The organism is Priestia sp. FSL P4-0332 (genome assembly GCF_038005845.1).
GTDB lineage: Bacteria > Bacillota > Bacilli > Bacillales > Bacillaceae_H > Priestia.
The window spans coordinates 2,578,505-2,594,218 of the sequence record NZ_JBBOUA010000001.1 but is presented as its reverse complement, the minus strand read 5'-3'; the positions used below and the strand labels follow the sequence as shown (position 1 = coordinate 2,594,218).

Below are 15,714 nucleotides of genomic sequence, written 5' to 3'. Positions count from 1 at the left end.
ATAATGGGGGGGGGTATCCCTGGGCACACAAGCTGCTTATTTTTCTGTTCGTATCATTGCCTCTTCATTTATTAAGCCCCTAACGCTTTTCTTTTCTGTCATGTTTCATTAAAATGAACATAAACATATATGTAGAGAAAAGAATAATGTAGTGTTTCCTAACGTTATAAAATAGCTTACTATACGAAGAAAGCGTCTATAATAAAAGAAATGAACCTTTTGCGTGGTCAGCTGACGATGCTTTTTATTTTTACAAACTGCAGTGAAGGCAGAAAGGAGAGAATTCGATGAGTTTGCGCGAGCGGCTGCTGTATGTAGCGGAACATTATAAACAAATGGGTGGAGACGTACTTGTAAAACATGAAATAGAAAATATGCTTACACGCAGGCTTCCGATTTCTCTTTATCGATTGGAGCATATAAATCGAGAAGAAATGCGTATATCGGGACAGCACGCTGAAACATTTCCTTACGTGACCCTTGCGAATAAGAATATAGAGAGTGACGTGATGGTCGCGTATTTATTCAGTGAAGACGGTCAGCGCATTTACTTAGTCATGATGAGAGGAGACTCAGAAGAAGGAACTGATCTGAAAGACATTCGATTTTTCACTCCTGAACATGCCCGCGTATTGAAAGATAATCATATTGTCATTGGTACAAGCATGGAAGCGAAAAGCTTTGAGGATAGAGTAGCTCTTTACCTTCCTTACAATATAGCAGACTTACCTAGCAATGATCAGCTGCAAGATGACTTGCATTTACTGCTAAGTATGCATGAACAGTATATAAAAACATACGGAATGAGCAAAGAGATGCTGGGAGACAAAGACGCCATCGTCCATATTCATGAGTATATTAGGAAATCTGGATTTACATATGAACGACATGATATAGCCAACGCCTACTTTGCTTTAAAGACCAAACCGTTTATTGTTTTATCAGGAATGAGCGGGACAGGAAAAACAAAGCTTGCTCAGCTCTTAGCAGATAGTATCGGTGCCACGATTGAAAATGGAAGACAAGTGCTCATTCCGGTTCGACCCGATTGGCACGATAGTTCAGATTTATTAGGATATATTGATTTAAGAGGAGATTTTCGCAGAGGATCGTTTCTGTCGATTATGCAGCAAGCCATTCAGCATCCAGCTTACACATATGTTGCTATATTGGATGAAATGAACTTAGCTCGAGTTGAACATTATTTTAGCGATATTTTAAGCGTGATGGAAAGCAGGAGCTGGTCAAAAGGGAAAATCAAAACGGCTCCATTATTTCCTGGACATAAGATGTTCCGAGATATTTATTTGCCATCTAATCTTCTCATTATCGGTACAATTAATATGGATGAAACAACTCATGGGTTTAGTCAAAAGTTGTTAGATCGTACCAACACCATTGAGTTAAATAAGATTCAACTAGATTCTTTTGATTTTTTAGATGATAGAGATCCGGCTCAGCACGGCATTCAAAATGTACAAATTCAAAGTCAATATGTTCACTTAAAAGATGCGTATGTTGAACATGCTGAGCTCATTCACGAAGTAACAAATGAACTGCTAACCGTCAACGAGATGCTTATAGAAGTCGATCTGCAAATAGGTTACCGCGTACGCGACGAAATATGCTTTTATTTGATTTACGCGGTAAAAAGCGGGATGTTTACATTTGATCAGGCGTTTGATTTTCAGATTTTGCAAAAAGTTTTGCCTCGTATTTCAGGAAGCGATGGGTACACATTTGATTTATTAAAAAACCTTTATTATTACTGTACAAATACACTGTTAGATGATGAATTTGAGACAGCTGTCGTAAATGCAGATGGAATGAGATTTCCTAAAAGCGCACGCAAAATAATGGAGATGATGAGACGTTTTGAAATATACGGATACACGTCATTTTGGATTAATACCGTACGTTGAAATTGAAACTGACACGTGTACGGTGGTTATAAAAGGGAAAAATAAGAAAAAAATAAAATCTGCAGAAGAAGTGATGTTTTTTTCTTGTACAGGAAAAGGAATTACACATGTAAAAGTATTAAATCAAACAAAAGGCATGATGACTTCAAAACCGCCGCTTGAGCCTTTATTTTTTGAAAATGAAACCTATCAAATTACAGTTGTTTCTAAAAATGAAACAAGCCTGTTTGTTAACCACGATTCAAAAGCAGTTGAACAAAGTTTTCAAAGCGTAGGATTTCCCTACATTTTGACGGGAAATATAAGCTTTCAAAATGAAGTAGGGTATTCTACGTTTCATGTTTACAGCGAAAGAGAAAAAGAGCTGTCCTTTACTCTTGAAATTTTCCCCTCAAAGATGAGCTACAAGACAGATTATGTACACATGGTTGATGAAGTGAACGGATACATTCATGATTTGGCATACGATATGCTTCGTAAAACATATATTGAAGCAAAATCTGTTTGGTCTAAGCAAGCAACATGGACGGAATTTTATCATGTTCTCTCTCACTATATGAAACCCTTTCTTCATTCTGTGCGTCAGATTGAAAATCAGCCGTTTCAATCGGTAAAAGTTGAACATGAGCTCATGAGAGGCGATCAAATAAAAAAACAAGATAGCCGTGCTATATCATTTGTCCGAACCCACCCTACCTATCTTGCACCTTCAAGCAGGGGGATTAAAATTAATCGAAATATAAAAGTAGTACCCACAAAAGCGATTGGCACCAGGCATGTGTCTACCTATGATAATCTGGAAAATCAAAGTGTAAAATGGATGATGACGCAGCTGTATCATAAGCTAACTGCACTAATTGACAAATTGATAGAAGATAGATATGTAAAAAAAGAAGCCATATCGGCTTTAGAAACTAATCATACCGAATTAAAAAGACTGTTAAATAATGCGTTTTGGCAACGGGTGAAGACCCTACAAGCTTCAACTCTTCCTTCTACCCTACGGACGGCACCCCGCTATCGGGAAGCAAGCAGATACTTTATGTTCTTAACGCGAGGATTGGCTCTTAACGGAGAGTTTTACCACCTCTCATTAAAAGATATCGCAACTCTCTACGAATACTGGACGTATGTTAGTCTTTTAAAGAAGTTGCAAACTTACGGCAAGCGGATAGAACAAAACATCATGACAACGACAGAACAAGGGTTGAACGTCAGGATGCAGCCGTCTTATCATCGTTTTCAAGTGGGGAAAGCAGAAGCCACGCTATGGTATCAGAAAGCATACCATCATACTCATACCGTTATTCAAAAGCCGGACTTGCTGCTTGAAGTAAAGCAAGGGGAGAAAAAAAGTGTATATCTTTTTGACGCTAAGTATCGTATCAAACCAAATCACGATACGCCCTCTCCTAGAGAAGAAGATATTAATACCATGCATCGTTACCGAGACGCTATTGTAGAGGAAAATGGAATAAAACCGGTACAAACAGCGATTGTGCTTTTTCCTGGGAAAGCAGAGGGCTATAAGCAGCATCATTTTTATAAAAGTATTGAACGTGTTGGAGTTGGTGCGCTGCCTTTTTTGCCGGGAGAAGAAGGGCTAGTAGAAGAATTTATTGAAACTATTTGTACGGTAGAACCACATTTTTTCAGCGCTGAGTAGGTGAATAGGTAGAAAGTGAACAAGTCTTTTTTTATGCGTTGACATAGTGTTAAGTTTTTTATGTTTTGATGACATTTCGAGATTTTAGTTGTATTTTCCTGTTGAATTTTCTAGAATAGTAGAGAATAAAACCGTATCGAAAAGAAGTCGTATCATGTGCAGAGAACGTATCAGGAGGACAACGAAGTGAAAAAGATTCTACTATTCACGTTAGTAGCGCTATTGGCAACTTTTTTTATTGACAGGGTATACAGCGAACGCAACCAAGCGCAACTTCAGCAAACTGTAATCAATGAAATTAAAAAAACAAATCAAAGTAAAGAAGAAGCTTCCATCCTTGATTTTAATGAATTATGTGATTTTAGATGGGATAAAGTATATGTTTTTGGACCGGAAACGACTCGCAGTGAGGTAAATGAAAAGCTGGGCTTCACGTGGTCTGAAGCAAAAGCAAAAGGTATTGGAAAAGATAAAAAAGATAACTTTATTGTCTTTGTAGAAAATAATCAAGTAACGCAATATTTAAAAATACCGGCATCATATGGAACTATTGTTCCTAAGACTTCTGTTGCAAATGAAAGCTAACGAATTTCTTCGTTAGCTTTTTTATGCTTTCTTTTTTAAGGATGAAGTTTTTTTCTCTGCTGTTGATTTTGTCGGGTGTAAAGTAGAAGGATCTATGCTCACTTTTAACATTTCCATTAAATGTCGAATATCTCGTTCTTCGCTTCCGCTGCCTTTTGTAACTTCGCCTTGATTTATTTTTTGTTGAATGACGTTTTGTAAGGCGTCTCGGTAGTTGTTTTTGTAAATAGATGGATTAAAAGAAGTAGATAGCTTATCAATTAATTCCACCGTCACTTGTGTATCACTTTCATTAATGGAAGAAGTACTGGATAAGTTAGGCACATCTGTGACTGAACGAAGCTCTTCTTCAAAATGCATCGTGTGAAGAACAAGAGATCCGCCCACGGAACGAATAATTGCCATTTGCTGTTTGGAATATAAAAATACATTCGCAATACCGACTTTATTCGTTATTTCAAGTGCATTTAATAAAGTATAATAAGCTTTTAGGCTTGTTTCCCCAGGAGAAATATAGTAGGGCTTATCAAAAAACAGGGGATCAATGTCATCTAACGAAACAAAGTGTAACAATTCAACGGCTTTGTTTGCTGCAAAGGGCTCTTTGACACTGTCAATTTCCTGTTGTGAAAGTACAACAAACTGACCGGTCGCGGTTTCGTATCCTTTAACCAGTTCATCGGATTCTACTTCTCGTCCACACGTTTGGCAATGTTTTTCTTGATGAATAGGTGTATGGCAAACGGAGTGTAGCGTGCGCAGCTTTACATCTTTTTCTTCAATTGCTCCGTGCAGTTTAATAGGGATATCAATTAATCCAAAGCTGATTTTACCTTTCCAAGCAGTATGAAGCATAAACGTTCTCCTTTTACTCTTTTTTAGTAGTGTGCCGTAAAATAAATTAGATATCCCATTGTTTTGAAAAGAAGAATATTCTAAAAAAACTATGTGCTAAATAAACAATTAAATAGTTCCAATAAAGCTGCAGAGACAACATCTGCAGCTTTATTGGAACTCAATAGGGACTATTTGCTGATTAGATTCATTTGTCTCATGTTTAGAAATCGTAATTTCAAGGATTTCGTTACTAAATGTAGCGGTAATTTTTTTATTCATCAATGGAAATGGAAAGTCGATTGTACGTTCAACGCTTTCTTCCGTTTGTTCTCTTGCAAGCGTTCCTTGCTTTTCATCATGAAATTCTCTAATGCAGTATTTTTTGGCTGTCAGCTGTAAGTGGTCAGCTTGTATCTGAACGATAATATCCTTAGGGTGATACCCTAATAATTCAGCTTCGACAATAAATGATTGTTCTGTTTCAAATAAATCTATACGAACGGAATCATAATCTAAATAACTCATAAAGGGATTTGAAAGCATGACTTCTAACAACTCTTGAAAGCCTTTTACAAACATTTGGTCTGCTGGCAGACGCTTGTTTTTCATTTCTGCGTTCCTCCATTATTTAAACTGTTTCACTTTACTATCATATGCGCGTTTATGTACTTAGTGAACTCCTGCGCAAAGAATAAGCTTGAAGTACTAGCTGTCTTTTCTACGCATAAAAAAGCAAGCTCTGTAGAGAGCTTGCCGCTGTTTTACATATCATGTCCGCTATTGTGTTTTTGGCGAGAATGCTTACGGTTTTTTACTTTATGAGATCCGCTTAGCGGTTCTGGCTGTCCAGAATTGCTTTTTGGCGCATTTCTTCTGATGTCTTTGCTGCTGTTTTTGTTCATAGTTAAAGCCTCCCTTTCACTTATTAGGGTAGGATAGTGACAGGGAATTTATCCAATGAAAAATTCCCCTTTCTAAAAATAGGTTTAACAAAAACAGGAAATGGGAACAGGAAAAAAGCGTCATATATAATGACGCCTTCTCGTTAGATTTCATGGAGTTAAACGATTTTGCTTTTCTAACTAGTGATTAGTATATCCAATAAGAGATTGTTTTATTGATTTTTTTTGCGTTTTTTATTATTTTGTTTCTGTTGTTCCGTTAATGGTTCATTTGAAAACTCTTCATTATAACCCGATCCTTTTCCTTGAGCGCTAGCCGCGTTAGCTCCAGGAATGACGTGGTTTGACTTGCGTTTAGCCATGTTGAATCACCTCCGTTTCTAGCATGCGTAAAAATCAATGAAATATGAATTATTAGAAAAATAAAAGGAAGATGGAAAAGGTTATAAGTGAAACTTATGTTAATTAATAACATTCTTTTTATTTACTTATGTATAATATTATATTAAGATAGATGGTGAAGGGAATAGAGGATGGGGTAAGTAAATCCTTTATACATAGAATTTTAAGGGGGTAAAAGCAATGACTAAAAAAGACGTTTTTAACGCTCGTTCGTCATTCGATCTTAATGGCAGCACATATAATTATTACCGCTTACAAGCTTTAGAGGAAGCAGGTTTAGGTAACGTATCTAAGCTGCCGTATTCAATTAAAGTATTATTAGAATCTGTTCTTCGTCAGGTAGATGGCCGTGTTATTACAAAAGAACACGTCGAAAACCTTGCAAAATGGGGAACAAAAGATATTAAAGATATCGATGTTCCTTTCAAACCATCTCGTGTTATTCTTCAAGATTTCACTGGAGTTCCAGCGGTTGTAGACTTAGCGTCACTTCGTAAAGCAATGGCTGATTTAGGAGGCGATCCTGACAAAATCAATCCAGAAATTCCAGTAGACCTCGTTGTCGACCACTCCGTACAAGTTGATAAAGCAGGTACAGCTGACTCATTACGAATTAATATGGACCTTGAGTTTCAACGTAATACAGAGCGCTATAATTTCTTAAGCTGGGCTCAAAAATCATTTAATAACTATCGTGCAGTTCCGCCAGCTACTGGTATCGTGCACCAAGTAAATTTAGAATATTTAGCAAACGTTGTTCATGCTGTTGAAGAAGATGGTGAATTTGTAGCTTTCCCTGATTCTCTAGTAGGTACTGACTCTCATACAACGATGATTAATGGTATCGGTGTCTTAGGATGGGGTGTTGGCGGTATTGAAGCGGAAGCAGGTATGCTTGGTCAACCTTCTTATTTCCCAGTTCCTGAAGTAATCGGTGTTAAACTTGTTGGTGAATTACCAAACGGCACTACAGCTACAGACTTAGCTTTAAAAGTTACGCAAGTGCTTCGTCAAAAAGGAGTAGTCGGAAAATTCGTGGAATTCTTCGGTCCTGGTGTAGCAGAACTTCCATTAGCTGACCGTGCAACAATCGCTAATATGGCTCCTGAATACGGTGCAACATGTGGATTCTTCCCAGTTGACGCAGAAGCATTAGCATACATGCGTTTAACTGGAAGAGATGAAAAAGACATTCAGGTTGTCGAACAATATACAAAAGCAAATGGTTTATTCTTCACACCAGAAAATGAAGATCCAATTTTCACTGACGTTGTTGAGATTAACCTTGCTGAGATTGAAGCAAATCTTTCTGGTCCAAAGCGTCCGCAAGATTTAATTCCACTTTCTCAAATGCAAACAGAATTCAAGAAGGCTTTAACAGCTCCTGTTAGCAACCAAAGCTTCGGACTTGATGCTAAAGACGTGGATAAAGAAATTACGTTTAAGCTTGCAGACGGTTCAGAAACAACAATGAAAACAGGTGCCATTGCCATTGCGGCTATCACAAGCTGTACGAACACATCAAATCCTTACGTATTAGTAGCAGCTGGTTTAGTTGCGAAAAAAGCGGTAGAAAAAGGATTGGATGTTCCAGCTTACGTGAAAACTTCTTTAGCACCAGGTTCAAAAGTAGTAACGGCTTACCTTCAAAATTCAGGGCTGCTTCCATACTTAGATAAAATCGGCTTTAACATCGTAGGTTATGGCTGTACCACTTGTATCGGTAACTCTGGTCCATTAGAAGCAGAAATTGAAGCAGCGATTGCAGACAGCGACTTGCTTGTAACGTCTGTTCTTTCAGGAAACCGTAACTTTGAAGGACGTATTCATCCATTAGTAAAAGGTAACTACCTTGCTTCTCCGCCGCTTGTTGTAGCATATGCACTGGCTGGAACGGTAGATGTAGATTTACAAAAAGATCCAATCGGTATTGATACAGACGGCAATGAAGTATTCTTTAGCGACATCTGGCCTTCTCAAGATGAAATTAAAGAAGTTGTTAGCCGTACCGTAACGCCTGAATTATTCCGTAACGAGTATGAGCGTGTATTCGATGATAACGAGCGCTGGAACGAAATTAAAACAAGCGAAGATGCGCTTTATACGTGGGAGAATGATTCAACGTACATTCAAAACCCACCTTTCTTTGAAGGCTTATCAGAAGAACCAGGTGAAGTAGAGGCGTTAAATGATCTTCGCGTAGTAGCGAAATTTGGTGACTCAGTGACAACGGATCACATTTCACCAGCGGGTTCAATTGCAAAAACATCACCTGCAGGTCTTTACCTTCAAGAAAACGGTGTAGAGCCAAAAGACTTTAACTCATATGGTTCTCGTCGTGGTAACCATGAAGTGATGATGCGCGGTACGTTTGCAAACATCCGCATTAAAAACCAAGTAGCTCCTGGTACAGAAGGCGGCTGGACAACGTACTGGCCAACAAATGAAGTAATGAGCATTTATGATGCTTGTATGAAATACAAAGAGCAAGATACAGGTCTTGTTGTACTTGCAGGCAAAGATTACGGCATGGGAAGTTCTCGTGACTGGGCAGCAAAAGGCACAAATCTTTTAGGTATTAAAACAGTAATCGCTGAAAGCTTTGAGCGTATTCACCGTTCAAACCTAGTATTAATGGGTGTTTTACCTCTTCAATTTAAAGATGGTGAAAGCGCGGATACATTAGGTTTAACTGGAAAAGAAACAATTGCAGTAGCAGTTGATGAAACGGTAAAACCACGTGATTTTATAAAAGTAACAGCAACTGATGAAGCTGGAAACAAAAAAGAATTTGAAGTACTGGTTCGTTTCGATAGTGAAGTTGAAATTGATTACTATCGCCACGGTGGTATCCTTCAAATGGTGCTTCGTGATAAATTACAGTCTAAAACACATGCGTAAGTTATAAAGAAAAAGAGCGGTTCTCGTGAACCGCTCTTTTTTTATGCAAACGCACCGTTTTCGACAAAAAGTGAGAGGGAAATATGCTATATTATAAAAGAAAATGCCCTATAAAAGGATTATTTTAGTAGATATTGCACATATCTATTAGTACATAGATTATCACTTTTTAGAAGAAATAAAGGAGCCGATCATATGGTTAAAAAAATAATTGCGGTCTTGCTTCTAGTAGGATTTCTTAGCTACGCACTTTGGCAAGGGCTTTCTCCAAATGAAGCATCCGATAATTCTAACTTAAGCGAATACAAGGATTTAAATATCAAAAAAGGCGATAGTGCTCGTCAGGCTTCGGGTCAAGCTTATGGGTTGGAACCAAAAAATACAGCGCCTCCGTTTACACTGTCAGATACGAGCGGGAAATCCGTTCAATTATCGGACTTTAAAGGAAAAAAAGTCATTTTAAACTTTTGGGCAACATGGTGTCCGCCGTGTCAAAAAGAAATGCCCGATATGCAAGCATTTTATGAGAAATATGGAAACGATGTACAGCTGCTTGCGGTTAATTTAACTTCGTCAGAAGGCAGTAAACAGGCAGTATCTAAGTTTCTTAAAGAAAAACAGTTTACGTTTCGTGTATTATTGGACGACCAAGATAGTGTAGGGAGTAAAAAATATCGAGTCTCCACCATTCCGACATCTTACTTTATAGATGAAGAAGGGAAAATTGTTCAACGAGTGAATGGTCCAATGACGCTTAAACAAATGGAAAACTTTGCTCAACAAGCAGCGAATTAACTTCGCTGCTTGTTTTATTAAAAATGAAACTTATTTCCTTTACCATCGTATACATAGATAAGTCAGTAAACATATCAAACTTTCTTACAACTTTTCAAAAAGTATGTTTACTTATCTGACAAATTGGTTACAATATAGATAGTTGTATGATATCAGTTTCTTTAGATTTTTCAGATTTTTCATAAAAATTACATAAAGTAGGTGTTGTGATCATGAGAAAATTACGCAAACGTTCATTTGAAGAGTTAGTGCAAGAAAATAAAACGCAGCTGTTAAAAGATCAGTCAGAAATTGAACGTATTGAAATGGAAATTGAAAAGCGGTTAGAAGATCGTATGCTTGAAAGAGCTGAATAACTTTAAAGTAAGTTGGTTAGAGTAACGGTGAGGAGGGGATAAGCATGGGAAATCCTAAAAAACAAAGCAAACCTTTTGTTCCGAATCACATCGGCACTCAACCGAGAGAAGCTGGTGGAAATAACGGAAAACAAATGCAAGATACATCCGGCAAGCATCCTCAAGTTATTCAAACCAAAGGTGAATGAATAAAAAGTCGCTGAATTCAGCGACTTTTTATTATTTGAATTCTACCGTGAATAAATAAACGCAAGGATTGCTCGAAATAAGCTCTTTAACAACTTCTCCATCGTGGGTTGAAAGCGGAGCAACTCGTATGCCACTGCCAGCGTCACCAAATAAAGCAGCAACTGGATATGTTTTATTCATTTTTACCGTTTGTTTTTTCTCTAATCCAGTAAAGGAATAGCCGTTCATTTTTTTTGGCTTTTCCGCTTCTATTCCTAGGTTTGTATCGTTGCTGCCTACATTAAACATAACTTTATGAGCATCATCATCGATTTTATATGTAATAGCAAACATGTCAAATTCTTTTGAAACGGTCAACCCTCCTGAAAATAAAGGTTGTTTGGCTTTCCCCTTTTCATAATAAGTGGCTTTTACATAAGCTTCTTTTGCGTGATTAGGAGCTTTAACATCGTATGCAATAATATTGCTTTTGTAGTCTAAATTTGTCACGGCTAACATTTTTTCTTCATGTTTTGAGTAATGATGAGGCTTCATAGAGGCACTTGCTGTCAATTTTGATGCCAATGAAGTTTGCGACATAAAAAATACGGCAAGCACTGCAATAAAGATGACGCTTAGTACTGCTATCATTCGTTTGGTCATAGAGATTCCCCCTTTGTATGTATATATTACCATATTATGTATGTTTTATATATGCATTTTAAATTAATTATAATTATATTATGTAAACTAAAATCATTTTTTTCCACTTATAGAGATGAACAAATCCGGCATACTACAATTGTAACAAAGTTATTTTGAGGAGGAAGATACAATGGCATGGAATAAACCGAATCCAGACGATCGCAGTGATAACGTTGAAAAATTACAAACAATGGTGCAAAATACAATGAAAAACATTGAAGAAGCAGAAGAAGCTGCTGCATGCAGCACTGAAGAAGAACGTCAGCGCATTCAGCAAAAAAATCACAATCGCGAAGTAAGTATCGAAGCAATGCGCAGCGAAATAAAAGATGAGTCAGAAGCTCGTCAAAATGGTTACGAAGGTACGATTTAATAAATAAAACAGCGACAATAAGCAGCTAAAAATAAACGGTTTTAGCTGCTTTCTTTCTATATTTTTTTAGTAAGGTCAATAATAATACAAACTAGCGAAGAGGTTTATGTAGGTGAAAAAGCACGTGAAAAAGAAAGTAGTAAGGATTTTGGTCAGTTTACTTGTCGTCTTGATTATTGTGGGCTCTTATCAAACGCATAAGCCCTTGCCTAAAGGAGTTTCATACGAAAGTAAGCCCCACAAAGTAGAAGATGTATTTCTTTTATCAGACCTAACGTATCAAGACCAGCAGACATCTGTTTCTGAACAACATATTTTTCAAGCAGTTACGAATGTGATTGATGACGCAAAAGCTTTCATTATTATGGATATGTTTCTATTTAACGGCTACTATAACCAAGGCGAAACGTTTCCTCACCTTAGTGATACGCTTGCAAGTAAGCTGATTGAAAAGAAACGAAAACATCCTAATATCGCAATCGTCTTTATTACAGATGAAATCAATACAACCTACGGCTCACATGATTCAAAGTGGTTAGATTCACTGCGGCTAAACGGAATCAAAGTGGTGCAAACCAATTTATCTAAGCTCAGAGACTCCATTCCACTGTATTCTTCAGTGTGGAGAACTTTTGTTCAGTGGTTTGGTGAAAAAGGAAACGGATGGATAACAAATCCGTTTGGTACCAATGCGCCTAAAGCGACGGTCCGTGCTTATTTAAAGTTGTTAAATGTAAAAGCTAATCACAGAAAAGTAGTAGCAACAGATCAAAGCGTTATTATCTCTTCTGCCAATCCTCATGATGCAAGTTTTTATAATTCTAACATGGCCTTTGAAGTAAAAGGGAATATCATTGGAGATGTGGTGAAAAGTGAACAAGCGGTGTCAGATTTTTCTTATGGAGGAAAGTTACCTCGGTATAAGAAAAAAGAAAAAGAAAAGGGAGACCTCTATGTTCAGCTGTTAACAGAAGGTAAAATCTATAAGCACGTATTACATGATTTACATCATGCTAAAAAAGGCGACGATGTATGGCTTGGCATGTTTTATCTTGGAGATCGCGACGTAATAAAGGCGCTTTTGAAAGCTTCCAAACAAGGAGCAAACGTACGATTAATTTTAGATCCTAATGAGAATGCGTTTGGAAGAAAAAAGTTCGGACTGCCTAACCGTCCAGTAGCAGCAGAACTTGTAAAAAAATCCAAAGGAGATATTAAAATTCGCTGGTATCATACAGGGAAAGAACAGTATCATTCTAAAACTTTATTTATTCGAAACAAAAAAAATGCAACTATTATTGCAGGAGCAGCAAATTTCACAAAACGAAATTTGGCTGACTTGAACTTAGAAACGGATATTAAAGTATCAGGACCTTCTAACAAAAAGGTTATGACCGAACTAAACGCTTATTTTGACCGCTTATGGACAAATAAAGACTACACATATACACTTCCTTATAAAAGGTATGAAAATAAAATGACGCGGCTGGAAATGCTGATATATCGCATTCAAGATGCGCTTAGTCTTACAACATATTGAGTAATAACCAAACTAGTAGGAGTATATTCTCCTTATATGGTAAGATAAAACAGGAACAGTGCAAGAGGAGGTAGAATCATGCTAGTATCGAAGAAAGAAATCGAAGTGCGCTATGCAGAAACCGATCAGATGGGCGTTGTGTATCATGCTAACTATTTAGTATGGATGGAAATAGGTCGAACGCAGTTTATTAGTGATTTAGGTTTTAGCTATGCACAAATGGAAAGCGACGGTGTGCTGTCGCCAGTTATTGATATACAGGCTTCATATAAAAAGCCGCTTCATTATGGCGAGACAGCTGTAGTACATACTTGGGTTGAGAACTATGATGGTCTACGCGTTGTGTACGGCTACGAAATTTTTAATTCAAATGAAGAACTTGCGTTAGCAGGAACATCGTCACACGTATGTGTGAAAAAAGAAAACTTTAAGCCTATTTCGATTCGCCGTAATTATCCGGAATGGCATAAAGCCTATGAAGATGCCAAAAAGCAGGGTTAATCGCAAGAATAAAAAGCATCGATAAATCGATGCTTTTTTCTTACGCTTCGTAATGAAAGTCAGGTTCTTTTGTTTCTTCATTATAATTTACGGTCAAATCATGACCATCAAAGTACCAAAGGTCTTCATCTTCTACGAAGAATGTTAAACCGTCAACTTTTGTTTCAACGCCAACGTTTTTAGGAGAATCTGTGTTTACACCTAAAGAAAAACCTTTTTGAACGTTGCTGCATCCGCCGTAGCGAACAAAAAAGCGAATTGTTTCGTTTCCTTCTAGCATCATTTCATCTTTGTACCACGTAGCTGCTGCTTCTGTTACTGTTAATTTCATTAATTATGCTCCTTCCAATACTGCGGATACATTTATTATAGTAGAAAGGTAGATAAATTACCAATATATACGAATCCAGCTAGGAAGGAATGAGATAAAATAAAACGATTTAATATAGAGGTGAAGGCTTCATTTCTATATTAAATCGTTTCATTCTTTCATTTGAAATCATATTGTTTTCCAATGGTTTCCCAGCAGTGAACGCAGTAGCGGCTTCCTTCTAGCTGTGAATCCATTTTCTTATTTCGTTTGCAAATAGGGCATTTTTTCTTCACATCATTCACCTCCTTATTTTAGTATCAGTATAACTAATAAATAAGAAATGTATTCGCTTACAAAACGGTTATAAAAAAAGAAATAAGAGGAAGCTTCTCTTATTTCTTTTTACCTGACAAAAATGTGACTTTCGGTTCTGTTTTATTAAGAATTCGGGTAATGTTTGCGCGGTGTCTGTAAATGACAAAGGCTACAATTAAACCAATAATCATAATAAGCATGTAGTCTTGCTTAAATAGCGTGTAGATAAAAGTTAATACCCCGGTAACCATTGATGACAATGATACATACTTCGTTATGTATAAGCAGATAAAAAAACATAATAGTACGAAAGCAAATAAAAGAGGTTCATAACATAAAATCACTCCGGCGGACGTGGCAACAGCTTTCCCGCCTTTGAATTTCGCGAAAACAGGAAAAATATGACCAATGACAGCAAATAAACCAATAAAGAGAATGTTTTGATTCGTATCAAATAAAAGCGGTAAAGAAGCTGCTAGGGTTCCTTTTAGAATGTCTCCAAGCGTAACGATAATTCCGGCTTTTACGCCCAATGTACGAAATGAGTTGGTGCCGCCTAAATTGCCGCTTCCATGCTCTCGTATATCGATGCCGTATCCTAGTTTTCCAACAACTAGTCCAAAAGGAATAGAGCCCAAGATATAGGCAAGAATAGGTAATAAATAATTCATGTTTGAAAGCTCCTTTATTTCTATATCGTTTCTATTTTACCATGAGATACTTAAAAAAACATAGCTAGTTTTGGGTGAGAGACAATTATTTTAAAAAAAGAAGACGTTTACAAAAATAGAGAAAACGGGTACTATATGCAGGAAATCAACTGTAAATCGCGAATGTTGTTCAGTACATATTATATAGCTAAGAGAGGTAATAGACATGTCCATTAAAATTCCTTCCCGTCAAGAGCTTGGTAAAATATTAAAAAAAAGCAAGCGCATTGCTGTAGTAGGTTTATCAGATAACCCTCATCGAACGTCTTATATGGTTTCAGAAGCCATGCAGCAGCAAGGTTACGAGATTATTCCGGTGAACCCGACAATCAACTCAGCGCTCGGCGTAAAAGCCGTATCTTCATTAAAAGAAATTGAAGGGCATATTGATATCGTTAATGTATTTCGTCGCTCTGAGCATTTGCTTGAAGTTGCAGAAGAGTTTTTAGAAGTAGATGCAGACGTATTTTGGGCACAATCTGGTTTAATTAATGAAGAAGCATATGACCTGCTCGCTAAAAAAGGGTATACTGTAGTTATGGATCGTTGTATAAAAGTTGAGCATGCTTTAACAAAGTAAGATCTATAAGCAGAACAACCAACCCATGCACACTGCTTGCATGGGTTTCACCATGCGTTGAAATAGTAAGAGCGTTTCCGCTACAATAGACGTTAGACAGCTAGCTTTATAATGCTTATAATCCATGAATACACAAGATATTG

18 protein-coding genes are annotated in these 15,714 nt (G+C 37.1%); 11 read left to right on the top strand and 7 right to left on the bottom strand.

Translation table 11 applies throughout. The features are described from left to right. Positions 1-287: 287 nt before the first annotated feature. The 3 genes from MKY06_RS13120 to MKY06_RS13110 all read left to right on the top strand — a co-directional run bounded on the left by MKY06_RS13120 (position 288) and on the right by MKY06_RS13110 (position 4,173). Entirely contained in the window at positions 288-1,922 is a 1,635-nt protein-coding gene (locus MKY06_RS13120; RefSeq protein ID WP_029322048.1) for an MrcB family domain-containing protein, read from the top strand. After that, a complete protein-coding gene (locus tag MKY06_RS13115) occupies positions 1,876-3,588 on the top strand; it encodes a DUF2357 domain-containing protein (RefSeq protein WP_013057260.1) in 1,713 nt (570 codons plus the stop codon). The genes MKY06_RS13120 and MKY06_RS13115 overlap by 47 nt, the downstream gene beginning before the upstream one ends. Positions 3,589-3,774: 186 nt before the next feature. Next, positions 3,775-4,173 carry a hypothetical protein gene (locus tag MKY06_RS13110; protein ID WP_013057259.1) on the top strand — a complete coding sequence of 133 codons (399 nt, stop codon included), beginning with the start codon at positions 3,775-3,777 and terminating at the stop codon, positions 4,171-4,173. Between the two features lie 21 nt (positions 4,174-4,194). On the opposite strand, the gene ku is transcribed toward MKY06_RS13110, so the two are convergent. The 4 genes from ku to sspO all read right to left on the bottom strand — a co-directional run bounded on the left by ku (position 4,195) and on the right by sspO (position 6,274). Then, a complete protein-coding gene (ku, locus tag MKY06_RS13105) occupies positions 4,195-5,028 on the bottom strand; it encodes a non-homologous end joining protein Ku (protein WP_013057258.1) in 834 nt (277 codons plus the stop codon). Between the two features lie 150 nt (positions 5,029-5,178). Continuing rightward, positions 5,179-5,619, bottom strand: a complete 441-nt coding sequence (locus tag MKY06_RS13100; protein WP_029322042.1) for an Hsp20/alpha crystallin family protein — start codon at positions 5,617-5,619, stop codon at positions 5,179-5,181. A 152-nt stretch (positions 5,620-5,771) separates the two neighbouring features. After that, positions 5,772-5,912, bottom strand: coding sequence for a small acid-soluble spore protein P (locus tag MKY06_RS13095; RefSeq protein WP_013057256.1), 141 nt, complete (start codon positions 5,910-5,912; stop codon positions 5,772-5,774). Between the two features lie 212 nt (positions 5,913-6,124). Further along, entirely contained in the window at positions 6,125-6,274 is a 150-nt protein-coding gene (gene sspO, locus MKY06_RS13090) for a small acid-soluble spore protein O (RefSeq protein WP_013057255.1), read from the bottom strand. A 220-nt stretch (positions 6,275-6,494) separates the two neighbouring features. Between sspO and acnA the strand changes: the two genes are divergently transcribed. From acnA to MKY06_RS13070, 4 genes are all read left to right on the top strand, one after another. Then, positions 6,495-9,215, top strand: coding sequence for an aconitate hydratase AcnA (gene acnA, locus MKY06_RS13085; protein ID WP_029322039.1), 2,721 nt, complete (start codon positions 6,495-6,497; stop codon positions 9,213-9,215). 195 nt (positions 9,216-9,410) lie between these two features. Further along, on the top strand, positions 9,411-10,010 hold the full coding sequence (locus MKY06_RS13080; RefSeq protein WP_098277920.1) for a TlpA disulfide reductase family protein: 600 nt from the start codon (positions 9,411-9,413) through the stop codon (positions 10,008-10,010). A 212-nt stretch (positions 10,011-10,222) separates the two neighbouring features. Next, positions 10,223-10,366: an FbpB family small basic protein gene (locus MKY06_RS13075; RefSeq protein WP_013057252.1), complete on the top strand. Its 144-nt coding sequence runs from the start codon at positions 10,223-10,225 to the stop codon at positions 10,364-10,366. Positions 10,367-10,410: 44 nt separating this feature from the next. Beyond that, positions 10,411-10,554 carry an acid-soluble spore protein N gene (locus MKY06_RS13070; RefSeq protein ID WP_013057251.1) on the top strand — a complete coding sequence of 48 codons (144 nt, stop codon included), beginning with the start codon at positions 10,411-10,413 and terminating at the stop codon, positions 10,552-10,554. A 31-nt stretch (positions 10,555-10,585) separates the two neighbouring features. On the opposite strand, the gene MKY06_RS13065 is transcribed toward MKY06_RS13070, so the two are convergent. Then, positions 10,586-11,197, bottom strand: coding sequence for a hypothetical protein (locus tag MKY06_RS13065; protein WP_098277919.1), 612 nt, complete (start codon positions 11,195-11,197; stop codon positions 10,586-10,588). 172 nt (positions 11,198-11,369) lie between these two features. On the opposite strand from MKY06_RS13065, the gene tlp reads away from it, so the two are divergent. The 3 genes from tlp to MKY06_RS13050 all read left to right on the top strand — a co-directional run bounded on the left by tlp (position 11,370) and on the right by MKY06_RS13050 (position 13,653). Further along, complete coding sequence (gene tlp / locus MKY06_RS13060; protein ID WP_013057249.1) at positions 11,370-11,612, top strand: small acid-soluble spore protein Tlp; 243 nt, start codon at positions 11,370-11,372, stop codon at positions 11,610-11,612. 112 nt (positions 11,613-11,724) lie between these two features. Next, positions 11,725-13,152, top strand: a complete 1,428-nt coding sequence (locus tag MKY06_RS13055; protein ID WP_098196539.1) for a phospholipase D family protein — start codon at positions 11,725-11,727, stop codon at positions 13,150-13,152. 78 nt (positions 13,153-13,230) lie between these two features. Beyond that, positions 13,231-13,653: a YbgC/FadM family acyl-CoA thioesterase gene (locus tag MKY06_RS13050; protein ID WP_029322034.1), complete on the top strand. Its 423-nt coding sequence runs from the start codon at positions 13,231-13,233 to the stop codon at positions 13,651-13,653. Positions 13,654-13,693: 40 nt separating this feature from the next. On the opposite strand, the gene MKY06_RS13045 is transcribed toward MKY06_RS13050, so the two are convergent. Then, positions 13,694-13,984, bottom strand: coding sequence for a HesB/YadR/YfhF family protein (locus MKY06_RS13045; protein WP_013057245.1), 291 nt, complete (start codon positions 13,982-13,984; stop codon positions 13,694-13,696). 374 nt (positions 13,985-14,358) lie between these two features. Further along, entirely contained in the window at positions 14,359-14,952 is a 594-nt protein-coding gene (plsY, locus tag MKY06_RS13040; protein ID WP_013057243.1) for a glycerol-3-phosphate 1-O-acyltransferase PlsY, read from the bottom strand. 205 nt (positions 14,953-15,157) lie between these two features. Between plsY and MKY06_RS13035 the strand changes: the two genes are divergently transcribed. Next, positions 15,158-15,571 (top strand): CoA-binding protein, encoded by a 414-nt coding sequence (locus MKY06_RS13035; RefSeq protein WP_013057242.1) that lies wholly within the window; start codon positions 15,158-15,160, stop codon positions 15,569-15,571. Positions 15,572-15,714 lie beyond the last annotated feature (143 nt).

Bases quoted from the DNA above. Each gene is read 5' to 3' on its own strand.
- MKY06_RS13050 (WP_029322034.1), top strand. From the start codon at position 13,231: ATGCTAGTATCGAAGAAAGAAATCGAAGTGCGCTATGCAGAAACCGAT.
- MKY06_RS13075 (WP_013057252.1), top strand. From the start codon at position 10,223: ATGAGAAAATTACGCAAACGTTCATTTGAAGAGTTAGTGCAAGAAAAT.
- MKY06_RS13070 (WP_013057251.1), top strand. From the start codon at position 10,411: ATGGGAAATCCTAAAAAACAAAGCAAACCTTTTGTTCCGAATCACATC.
- sspO (WP_013057255.1), bottom strand. From the start codon at position 6,274: ATGGCTAAACGCAAGTCAAACCACGTCATTCCTGGAGCTAACGCGGCT.
- acnA (WP_029322039.1), top strand. From the start codon at position 6,495: ATGACTAAAAAAGACGTTTTTAACGCTCGTTCGTCATTCGATCTTAAT.
- MKY06_RS13065 (WP_098277919.1), bottom strand. From the start codon at position 11,197: ATGACCAAACGAATGATAGCAGTACTAAGCGTCATCTTTATTGCAGTG.
- MKY06_RS13100 (WP_029322042.1), bottom strand. From the start codon at position 5,619: ATGAAAAACAAGCGTCTGCCAGCAGACCAAATGTTTGTAAAAGGCTTT.
- ku (WP_013057258.1), bottom strand. From the start codon at position 5,028: ATGCTTCATACTGCTTGGAAAGGTAAAATCAGCTTTGGATTAATTGAT.
- MKY06_RS13080 (WP_098277920.1), top strand. From the start codon at position 9,411: ATGGTTAAAAAAATAATTGCGGTCTTGCTTCTAGTAGGATTTCTTAGC.
- tlp (WP_013057249.1), top strand. From the start codon at position 11,370: ATGGCATGGAATAAACCGAATCCAGACGATCGCAGTGATAACGTTGAA.
- plsY (WP_013057243.1), bottom strand. From the start codon at position 14,952: ATGAATTATTTATTACCTATTCTTGCCTATATCTTGGGCTCTATTCCT.
- MKY06_RS13095 (WP_013057256.1), bottom strand. From the start codon at position 5,912: ATGAACAAAAACAGCAGCAAAGACATCAGAAGAAATGCGCCAAAAAGC.
- MKY06_RS13035 (WP_013057242.1), top strand. From the start codon at position 15,158: ATGTCCATTAAAATTCCTTCCCGTCAAGAGCTTGGTAAAATATTAAAA.
- MKY06_RS13045 (WP_013057245.1), bottom strand. From the start codon at position 13,984: ATGAAATTAACAGTAACAGAAGCAGCAGCTACGTGGTACAAAGATGAA.
- MKY06_RS13120 (WP_029322048.1), top strand. From the start codon at position 288: ATGAGTTTGCGCGAGCGGCTGCTGTATGTAGCGGAACATTATAAACAA.